Here is a 10,790-nt window from a genome sequence, read left to right as displayed (position 1 = left end):
GGCTGGCCGGGGCTCTGGTACCCGGGATTTGGCTGCCCCGGGCTCTGGTACCCGGGATTTGGCTGGCCGGGACTTGGCGGATACGCGGGAACGGCCTGATATGCGGCGTTCGACGGGCGCACCGCGGGCGCGGCCGGCGGCGGCTGCACAACCCATGGCGACGAAGGCTGGACGGCGGGCTGCGGACCCGGCGGGCGGGGGATAGGCGCCGGTATCTGCCGACTGGGCTGAACCAGAAGGTCAGCGGCATCACGGACGTCGTCGGCGAGGCGTAGTCCGATTCCGGCACGGGCGGTCCAGCGAGGGCCGTAACCGCGGGCCGCGGCAGCAGCAAGATCAAGAGCGAAGGCGTGTGCGGAGGGCTGGCGAGCGGCCGGATCCTTGGCCAGCGCCCGCAGAACAGCCTCGGCCACCGGAGCGGGCACACCCACTAACGGTGGTGGCGGAGAGTAAAGGTGATGATAACCCAGGGCATGCGACGACAGAGCCGGATCGAACAGCGGTGTCCCGACGAGCAGCTCGTACAGGAGCACCCCGAGGGCATACAGGTCGGTGGGCGGCCCCAGCCGACCGCCGACGAGCTGTTCGGGCGCCATGTACTTCGGGGTCCCGATGAGCATGCTCGCGGTGGCCGCCGACCCGTCGAAAATCTTCGCGATCCCGAAGTCGGTGACCTTGAGCAGGCCTCCGGTGTCGAACAAAATGTTGTCGGGCTTGATGTCGCGGTGCAGTACCCCCTGGGCATGCGCGCAGGTCAGCGCCGCGGCCACCGCCAGACCGACCGCGCAGGCACCCTCCGGTGGGATGCCCGCCCGCCGACGGGTCAGCGTCCCCCCACCCAGCAGCTCCATGACGATCAGATGCAGCTCGTCGGCCTCGACGTAATCGTAGACCCGCACGACATGCGGATGATCCATCGCGGCGAGGATCCGTGCCTCGGCTTTGAAACCGCCTGGCGCGTTCTCCTGCGCCGGGGACAGCACCTTGATCGCAACATTGCGATCAAGGTCGCGGTGCCGGCCCGCTAACACCAGCCCGAAGGCGCCCGCGCCCAGCTTGGCGCCCAACTCGTAGCTGGGGAGCGCCTCGGCCACCTGCGCCTCGTTGATGATCACGAGGTGGACGCCGCCACATGCCGACACCCGCTGAACAGCATCACAAAATCACCCATACATCCCTCAACGCGATGGGGTAATCCTAACCCCGCCCGATCCCACGGACGGAACCGGAACGCCAGCGCGCCGGACAGGGCGGTCCGCGCCGGACAGGGTGCTCATGGACGCACCGGCGCCCGCGGGTCAGCAGCCCGGCGGGGCTGCCACCTCGACCGGACAACCCGACTTAGAGCGCCCGGCAATAGGGGTGTGGATCAAGGAGCGGGGCTGGGGTGCGTGCATCGCGAGGCGGCGGAGGGAGTCACCCTGGTTGTGGGTGGCGACCGACGACAACGCGGCGAGGTGCGTGCCCCAGCCCCGCGACGCCGCGTCCCCTATTGCCGGTCGCTCTTAATCACCTTACGGACCGTGATCTGCCCATCCGGCCCGAACGACTTCACCACGACCGAGTGCCGCAGCCCCTCGGCCACCAGCGGCAGATCATGAAGAGTCGACGGCATCAGCTGACCGAGAACGAAGTAGTCAACGTCCTGCCAGCCGTTCTTCAGTTTCCCGCGAACCGCGGGGTCAAGATCAAGTTTATAGAACCAGATTGGGTCCGGCTTCTTGCCCGCAATCACGAGATCGGTCCAGATGTTGTCATCGGTCACGACGGTGTGACCATTGGGAATGTTCTCGATATACCAACGCGCAGCGTCCCGGGTCGGCTTGCTGTCATCGGCGGTCAGCGCCGTACCCAGCTTCGGCGCCCACTCGCCGGGCAGCGCCACCAATCCAGCGATCACCACGCCGACCACCAGGGCCAGTCGGGTGGCCCTGGCCGCGGCGACCCGGCGCCGGCTGGCAAGCGTGTGCGGCTCGCGGTCCACGCTGTCGGGTGCGCCGCCTACCGGTCCGCGGGGAAGGGTCACGTCCAGCATGCCGGCCGCGCACAGTGCCGCGAACGGCAACATCGCCGTCACATAGGCATACGGCATGTAGCCGTCGCGGAACATGAAGACAACCTGGATCAGCAGGAGCGCCGCGACCATCCGAAGACGCCTGACGAAAAGTGCCGGGATTGCGGTGACGACGCCGGCACCCAGCAGATAGGGATCCATGTGCAGCCACAGACCGGCCATGCCCTGTGTGCCGCTACCCGCCTGCAGCAGGCTTCCGCTCGCGGTCCGCTCGAAGAGCTGCCATGTGACCGCCCGGATGAGCGAGACGTGACCCGTCCCCTCGAACAGCTCGTTCTTCGCCACCGCGTACAGGACGTAGATCCCACAGATCAGCGTCAGGAACCCGAGGAAATTGCGGCGCACGAACCGCCAGTTACGCGGGTCGCGATTCTGCCGGAGCAGAAGGTAGACGCCCGGCAGGAGCATCAGGGACGTTTCCTTCGACCAGAAGGCGAACGCCATGAAGACGCCGGAGGCGACGGCTGCCCCCACGCTGCGGCGTGTTGACACCGCGCAGACCAGCGCTGCCAGCACCCACAGCACCGCGATGTTGTCGAGGAACGCAAGCCGCTGATACCACACCGCGAGCGGTGCCAGGGAGAACAACCCGACAGCGAGACCGGCGAAAACACGGCGAAACCCGAGACGGCGGGCAAGCAGGTACAGGAGCGCGCAACTGACCAGGTGGACGACGAGCATGCACTCACGCGCGGCCGTCACCGCCGACGGCGCCCGCTCGAATGCGTTTGTGACGGTCGTGTAGACGGCTATGAGCAGCCAGCCGCCGAAAGGATGGTCATACCAATACGTGTAGTGGGTGATCTGGCCCCGGTACTGCATGGCGTATGCCTGGGCCGCGTACGTGCCCTCGTCGTCGTTGATCCGGCCCGGCCAGCCATCGAGGTTGAGTCCGTGCACCAGCCCACAGACGACGAGAAGCGCTGTCAGCAGAGCCAGACTCCGCCAGTGGCGGGACAGCCAGCCGGCGATACGCGCTCGGGTGACGGTAACGCGGTCCCCGGGTGCCCGGCCGGCCCGAGAAGCACCGCCGTCGGCGACAGTGCCCGGGGGCGCGACCGGCAGCGTGGTCGTGGTCACGAAACCCCTTTGAGCTCGGCGGTACCCGGTATCACCACGTGGTGGGCACCGACATGTGTGGTCTTCTCCCACTGGACCTTGCCCTGGAGCAGCCGCACCATAGCGCGCAGCGCCGCCGCGGACAGGACCAGCTGATACACCGGCGCGCTCACCAGCAATCGGGCACTGTCGAGAAATCCTACCTTGAGCTGATATGCATCAGCAAACTCCCGGAAAGCGGCCTGTTCCATCATGGTCATCATGACCATTGCCAGCAGCGGGAGCCAGAAGATAATCACAAGCCCCACCGGAGCCGACAGAAAAAATGTGAGTAGCACAGACGTCGGCAACGCCAGCCCGGCGGCTGCCTGGAAAAATGGCATCAACAGCATTTCAACGGCGAGCGCTCGCCGGCGCCGCCCCGGGAGCTGACGCCAGTCGCCTTTTTGGAACACCTGGATGAAACCCATCATCCACCGGGTCCGCTGGACCACCAGTTTGCCCAGTGTCTCCGGTGTCTCTTCGCGGGTGGTGAGCTCCGGATGATAGAAGACCATGGTCTCGACGCCTGCCACCGAGGCTCGTACACCGAGATCACAGTCCTCGGTCAGGCAGGAGACATCCCAGCCGCCCAACTGGTTGAGGATCTCGCGCCGGATGAAGACCGTGTTGCCACCGAGCGGAATGAAACGCGCCACCGCCTGGTAGCGCAGCCTCGACATGAACCAGATGTAGTACTCAAGGCAGTTACGTGCCCGCCACCATGATGTGGCGCTGTTGCACCACGAGGTCACAGCGCGCAACAGCCCGGCTGACTCCGGTCGTCGCCAGCCCGTCCCGCGGAAATTCATCAGCTGGACACCGCCCTGGAAAATCCCGACCTCGGGATGATGGCTGGCCAGCGTGTTCACGTAACCGAGCAGACCGTTCGCGATCAACGACTCCGCGTCTACGATACCGATCAGATCACCGCGGCAGTACCGCCGCGCGTCCTCGAGTGAGAGCGGCTTGCTGCGCATTGCGCTGCGCGGTGTCACCACCCGCACGTTGGGATGGCTGTCGGCAAACTCCTGCGCCACCGCACGTGTCTCCCGGTCAGCCTCATCGTCGGACACGACGACAACGAGATCGAAAAGATCCGCTGGATAGGAACCGGCCAGCACCTGGGCAAGGGTGCGCCCGAGGACGGGCTCCTCCCGCGCGGGCACGATCAGTGAAAAAGTGTGCCGAGCCGGCGCGCGGTCCTCCAGGTTCACGTGGTCAACCCGCTCCGGCCGCTGCCAGCTGTACTGCGCTCGGGCCAGGGTCAGGCCGGCGACGAACAGCATCGCGAGCGACACCGTGCTCCAGCCGACGAGTACCACGCCGTCGCGATGCGGATACAACGCATTGGCCGTCACCACGACTAGCGGTACTGTCGACAAGGCGAGACAGCCTCGAAAGAAACGAAACAGCGGGGTGTCCGCGGTGGATCCGAGGACAAGCCAGTCACAGACCAACGGGTAGGTGAAGGCCACCACCGCCGCGCTCACCAGGGCGGCAAACAGGTGGCGCATGCTGGCCTGGCCGATGACCGTGGCGCCGTGGTCGGTTCTGGCCAGCTCGACGAAAATGAGCCAGCCGACCGTCTCGGTCGAGCCGCGGGCGGCGACGGACCAGAACCAGTTCCCGTTTTGGCGACGCCGGGTGAAATCATGTCCCAGACCCCGCAGGAGAAGTGCCGAAGCTACTGCTGAATACCCGTACGCGGCCCGGTCACCCACGCCGAGAAACCACGCGAACACGACCAGCACCGTGACGCGGACGAACACGCTCGTCCCACCGCCGACCGCGAAACGCAGCCGTCCGGGCAGGCTCTCCAAACGGGCTCGCGGCGACGGTGCTGGAGCAGGCGCATGGATGGAGTTCACAGATTCCTACCTGAATTGTCTAGTAGGCCCGCGGGACACGCAATGTAAACGGCCCGCTCCGGCCGGGATTGGCGAATTCTCACGAAACGGCTACCAGCCGGGGGAGGTCCGCCGCATAATCCGCGACCGTGGTATCGGAAAAGTAGCGAACATGCTCGGTGTTATCGGCACCGTAGCCGGCGACCTGGGCCGCGTGCACCACGTCGTACTGACCGCCCGGCACCTGTTGCGCACTCGCGAGCGGCACGCCAGCGGCCTTTTGGGCAGCAGCAAGCTGTGCTGGTGAACCGGTGAGCCCGATGAATGTGGGATCAAACTGGTTCAACCATCGACGGAGTACTCCCGCGGTGTCCCGGCCGGGGTCGGTCGTAACGAAGACGACCATTATTGCGGAGCCGACGGGCGAGCTCACCAGTTGCTTGGCCGCGGCGATGTCAGCCATTGTCGTCGGGCAGACATCCGGGCAGTTCGTGTAGCCGAAGAACAGCAGTGTGGCCCGGCCAGCCGTTTCCTTCGCGAAGTCGAAGCTCCGGCCGGAGAGGTCGGCCAGGGTGAACGACGGCCGGGGCCGGGAAACCCGCACGGCGGTGCCATGCCAGCCATCCGCCGCCGTCCCAACAACGGATGACGGGCGTGCGGACGATCGCGCCAGCGCCGGTGCGGGCGGCGATGAGCCGGTGTCCGCCGGGTGTGCGGCCGTACCCGTCGACGAGACGGCACACCCGGCGAGACAGCACAATGCCACGGCCACGATCCAGTGACGGGTGGGTCGCCGACGCCCGGAAGGAACATCGAATCGCAGTGGCATTCCGCAGCCTTTCTGGGGTTACCCGGCGCAGACGGTCGTACCGCGGGGCGCCGTATTGCCAGGGCCGGCGAGATGCTTGCTGTCCGTGCCGATCACTTTGAGCGGGCCGAATCCGGCCGCTCGCAGAAAGGCACAGTCGACCGCGTGGCCGCCGGGAGCGGTCTTCGGGACGCAGACACTGGAATTACCCGCCGCGTCCGCGTAATTGTGGTCACACCCGTCCACCCACAGCGTCGCCGGGGAGGGGCGACCATTTCCATGCGGCTGCACCCGACCGCTGAGATCCCGGTTACCTGGGCCCCAGGAATGCTCAACCGCGACCTGGCGGACGTGTCCGCCGGCCGGCATGGCCGAGTTCGGCTCGGTCACCCGCAGGGCGACGAGCAGCCCAGCAGCGACGCATGCCACGGCGGTCATGCCGAGCAGAATTCTTTTTCTGGTCATCCGACATGCACCCACTTAGCCACGGACGGTACCCCGTTCATATCCTGGGCGAACATCATGTAATAGCCGGCTGGCAGCAGGTTGGGATTGTCCGGCACTGTCACGCTGACATCCTGGCCCGTTCCGGACAGCGGCAGGTCGACACTGCGCTGGTTCGGGTCGGACTGATGGGTCACCGACGCTGGGCGGATCAGTGTGACGCGACCGATGTTCCCGCTCACTGTCAGCTTCTGCGCCGACCCGTAGTCGAACTGGTCGGCAGCGTTGGAAATTGTCGGGCGATCCCTGGACATGTACCAAGGGGAGTAGATCGAAATACCCAGATCGAATTCGCCGGTAGCCGGATTGTTCCCGATCGTCGCCACCCGGCCGTCCGGCAGCAGGAACGCCTCCGAGTGGTACATCCGATCGGCCGGGTCCGCCGGCAGCGACGTGAACGCGTTGGCCGCTGGGTCGTAGATGGACGCCTCGTGCACGGCGAACTCGGGATAGTTGTGCTTCGCGCCGCCGGTCTCGAACACCTTGCCGTCGGGCAGAATGACGGCGCTCACGTACATCTTGGCCGCCGGCAGGTCCGGCCCGGCCGTCCACTGTGGATCATCCTTGCTGAGATCGATGATGTCCGTGTGGTTCGTCGGGTCCAGGTCACTGTAGGAGTTGCCGCCGCCGAAGTTCGCAACCTTCTGGGCCTGCGCCGGCGGCAGCAGAACCGTGGCGCCCTGATCCCGGAAGTCGATATCCCGCAGCCCCGGGACATCGGTGATTGTTCCAGTGTCGACATCGTAGATCTCCGACCCGGAGGTGTTCGGGAGCGCGTTGCCGAAGGTGTGCGTACCGCCGTAGAAGAGCCGGCCGTCCGACATCAGCACCATGGTCGGATAGAGACCCCAGTAGAAATACGTCTGCGGCACGTTGTTGAAGGGCTTCCACTGGCCTTTCTTGGAGTCGAACATCTCGACCGCGACGTTTCCGGATCCGTTCTCGTTGAGCCCGCCGGTGGCGAACACGTCACCGTTACCGAGGTTCACTAGGGAGGGGTACCAGTGCCCGCCCCCCGGCGTGTCATTTGTCTTGGTATAGGTACCGGCCACCGGGTCAAAGATGTAGCTGCTCGCGAGACCCTTGTAGTTGGTTGTGGGTGTCGGGTACGCGAGTGTGCCGCCGGCCAGCAGGATTCGTCCGTCAGCCAGCTGGGTGTGCCCGACGCAGAACAGGTCCTCTTGCGTGGGAACATCGGCGAACTCACCGGTTGACGGGTTCCAGACCTTGGAGACGAACTGGTTCTTCGCGGCCGCTGCCCCGTTGTTACCAGATCCGGCAACAAGCAGAACGTTCCCTGTACGCAGCACGGTGGCATGCACCGAACGCACCGGGGAGTCGTACGGCAGGGTCTGCCAGGAGCCCTGGCAGTCGCCCGTGCAACCACCCGGTGGCGGTGGTGGCAGTTCCCCCGCGGCTCCCCCACCGGTGTAACCGGCCCGCACAAGCCCGCTGCCACCGCCCTGGTAGTACTCGACGCTGACCACGTGTTTCCCGGCGGTGACGGGCACGGTCGCCGTGTAGGTCGTCGGCCCCTGGTCCTGCCATTGGTTGATGGCAAGCGTGCCGTCGACGTAGACGCGCACGCCATCGTCAGCCGTCACCGTGAGCGTGCTGTTCCCAGCTCGGAACTGGTCAGTCCGGCTCCAGCGCGCGGAGAAGTTGTACGCTCCGATGCCGTCCACCCCCGGCCCCTTCTCACCGAAATCGTGGCTGAGCGTGCCCTCACAGCGTTCGGCCTTCGGCGCTCCCGACAAGATTCTGTTGGGGAAGTAGGACGCGGCCCACTGGGTGGACAGGCAGGTCAGCGACGAAGGCGGAGCCGCGGCGGCGTACGACACCCGCGCAACCGCACCACCGCCGTGTTCGAAGTACTCGACCTTGACCGTATGGTCGCCCGCCGTGACCGTCGGGCTGGCGGTGAAAGTGGTCGGCCCCTGGTCCCGCCACTGGTCGATCACCAATGTGTCATCGACATAGACCCGAATACCGTCGTCAGCTTCGGCGGTGAACGTGACGGTCCCGGCCGCAAACTTCTCGGTCCGGACCCACCGGACCGAGAAGTTGTCCGCATTGATACCGGGGACGTCCGGTGCACCGTTCCCCCAGTCATGGCTGATGGCATCCTCGCACCGCCCGCGCGGGGTACCCGTGAGGGTGATTCCGGAGAAATACGAAGCCGTCCACTGGGTGGGCGCACAGGTCGGTGGGGGTGGCACCGGTGGTGCGTAACTGAACTGAGCGACAGCGCCTCCAGCGTTCTGGTAGTACTCCACGACAATCGTGTGCTCACCGGCGGTCACCGAGGGGTTCGCGGTGTAGGTGGTCGGTCCCTGGTCCTTCCACCCGGTTATGACAGTGGCGCCGTCCAGGAGTACCCGGATTCCGTCGTCAGCGGTCGCGGTGAAGCCGTACTCACCCGAATCCAGATAGAGCGTCCGGCTCCACCGGACCGAATAGCCGGACCCGCCGAGGCCACCGATCCCGGGGCCCGTCTCCCCCCAGTCAAAACTGATGTCGCGGTCACAACGCGAACCCGCTGCCGGCCCGGACAGCGTCATGTTGGCGAAGTAGTCGGCGGCCCATTGTGTGTCCGGGCAGGTGACCGCCTTCGCCGTGCCTGGGTCGACGACGGCTAGCACAGCGAACTGGATGGAGAGGATAGCGAGGAGCCCAGTCAGGACACGCCGGTGCCCCAACCTCCGGCGTCTTCCCCTAAACATTTCCGTTGCTCCTGACCGAAATTTTTCGCCGGATCATTCCTAAGCCTCCCCGGCGGTGCCGGCTGCCGACCGTCGAGGCCCGCGGAAAAAACTCCGCGCCGTACGCCTATGCTCGCTGTAGACAATCCGGTCGACCAACACGTAACGAACACTGACAACGATTGCCAAAGTAGCGAGAGTGGCTACCCCGATACTTGTATGCCAACGGTCCACAAAAATTCCGAGCAGCGGCAGACGGACGACGAGATCGACGTTGTTCAACAAGGCGAACGACACGTACCGTCGAATCATTGACTGTTTTCCGCGCTCCCAGACAAACAGGTCACAACCGGCGAAGTTCCACAGGATGGCAACCTGTGTAGCGATCACCGCGGCTGGCAGATAATGCATTCCAGCGTGGTGCAGAAGCGCGGTTCCAAAAACATTCGGCAATATCCCGGAGACACCTACGAGCACAAACCGTGCCGCCCGTGGCAGCCGGAGCGACAAGAGCAGCCGCATAAAGCGGACGCCCTCCGACGCCGAAGCGTTCGATGTTCCGGCATGACGTTCACCGAATACATAACCGACCTCGACGACCCGCAACCGGCCGGCCCGGACCAGCAGCTCAAGCAGGATCTTGTACCCGTCCGGACGGAGCTGGTCGAGGTCCAGCGCCGCGATGCGGACGAGGAAGAACCCGCTCATGACGTCCGACACACCACGCAGGCGCAGCGGGAAAAGTATGCGGGACAGCAGGTTCGCGCCGGATGACACAAGTCGGCGGCCACTGTTCGCCAAGCCCGGGGCACTACCGCCGTTGGCGTACCGGCTACCGATAACAACATCGACATCTCCCGCGCCAGCCGCGGCAAAAAGTTCGGGAATCACCTCCGGTGGATGCTGCAGATCACCATCGATGATCACAGCATAGTCGGCGCGGCATAGTCGAATGCCTTCGGTAACAGCTCCGCCAAGTCCGCCTACCCGGTAGGGCGCGGGACGGTGATGGATACGGACCCGTATTCGGACCGAACCACGGAGCGCATTTATGATCTCCGGTGTGGCATCGTCCGAATCGTCGACAAAGATAATCTCGCTGGGCAGATCGGCCAGCGCGGCGTCAAGCCGGCGCAGGAGCGCCTCGATATTCGCGGCCTCGTTCCGAGTCGGCACTACCACCGACACCATTACTTGCTCGTCCAGTCGGTGGCCGGTCACGGCTGTGGTGCGCATGCTCGAAAGCACCGCCGAGGAAGCTCGTGGCCGCGGCACCAGGTCTACCAGCTGCGCATCGAAAATGCGCTCGTCAGGCATGCTCATCCGCTGGTCTCCCCCCGTTCGGGACGGCGGCCGACGCGGCAACCGTCCACTGGGTACGTCAGATGCCATGACCGGGATTTCCCGGCCTGGCAGGTCAGCTGTTGTCGCGCTCCTTTGCTGTTCACCGGCTTCACCCGGGCCCCCAAACGCGCTCCCGGGACTCCCGCCGGAAAAACCCAGCACAAAACCAGCATGCTCGGTGTCGGCGGCCAGTCTCCCGAAATCCGCGCCAGGCGGATCCGGTCCACCGCGAATGCTGTCGCCGAAGAGATCAGGTCAGGCGGGAAGTACCCACCTCGATAAGTTTCCGACCCAGCCGGATCAGAACGAAAACAGCTCGGCTGACAGGCATCCGACAGGTTGGTTTCAGTAAGAAGTCGGGACAAGAACTACGAATATGGCTCCCCGGATCAACTCCGCTGATGGGCTCG

General features: G+C 65.2%; 7 protein-coding genes. All 7 read right to left on the bottom strand.

Annotation, left to right across the window (positions count from 1 at the left end; all coding sequences use genetic code 11):
• A partial coding sequence (locus MJ785_RS08375) for a serine/threonine-protein kinase (RefSeq protein WP_239380332.1) occupies positions 1–1,142 on the bottom strand: 1,142 nt, incomplete at its 3' end.
• 347 nt (positions 1,143–1,489) lie between these two features.
• A complete protein-coding gene (locus tag MJ785_RS08370) occupies positions 1,490–3,154 on the bottom strand; it encodes a glycosyltransferase family 39 protein (protein ID WP_239380331.1) in 1,665 nt (554 codons plus the stop codon).
• A complete protein-coding gene (locus MJ785_RS08365; RefSeq protein WP_239380330.1) occupies positions 3,151–5,043 on the bottom strand; it encodes a glycosyltransferase in 1,893 nt (630 codons plus the stop codon). Before MJ785_RS08365 ends, MJ785_RS08370 begins: the two co-directional genes overlap by 4 nt.
• Positions 5,044–5,122: 79 nt before the next feature.
• On the bottom strand, positions 5,123–5,626 hold the full coding sequence (locus tag MJ785_RS08360; protein WP_239310315.1) for an SCO family protein: 504 nt from the start codon (positions 5,624–5,626) through the stop codon (positions 5,123–5,125).
• 243 nt (positions 5,627–5,869) lie between these two features.
• On the bottom strand, positions 5,870–6,295 hold the full coding sequence (locus MJ785_RS08355) for a hypothetical protein (RefSeq protein WP_239310314.1): 426 nt from the start codon (positions 6,293–6,295) through the stop codon (positions 5,870–5,872).
• Positions 6,292–9,033, bottom strand: coding sequence for a PA14 domain-containing protein (locus tag MJ785_RS08350; protein ID WP_239380329.1), 2,742 nt, complete (start codon positions 9,031–9,033; stop codon positions 6,292–6,294). The genes MJ785_RS08355 and MJ785_RS08350 overlap by 4 nt, the downstream gene beginning before the upstream one ends.
• A gap of 63 nt (positions 9,034–9,096) precedes the next feature.
• Positions 9,097–10,359: a glycosyltransferase family 2 protein gene (locus MJ785_RS08345; protein WP_239310312.1), complete on the bottom strand. Its 1,263-nt coding sequence runs from the start codon at positions 10,357–10,359 to the stop codon at positions 9,097–9,099.
• Positions 10,360–10,790 lie beyond the last annotated feature (431 nt).

Source organism: Protofrankia sp. CiT1 (assembly GCF_917627335.1).
GTDB lineage: Bacteria > Actinomycetota > Actinomycetes > Frankiales > Frankiaceae > Protofrankia.
The sequence above is the reverse complement of the archived record's forward strand: the minus strand, read 5'-3'. Positions and strand labels throughout refer to the sequence as shown.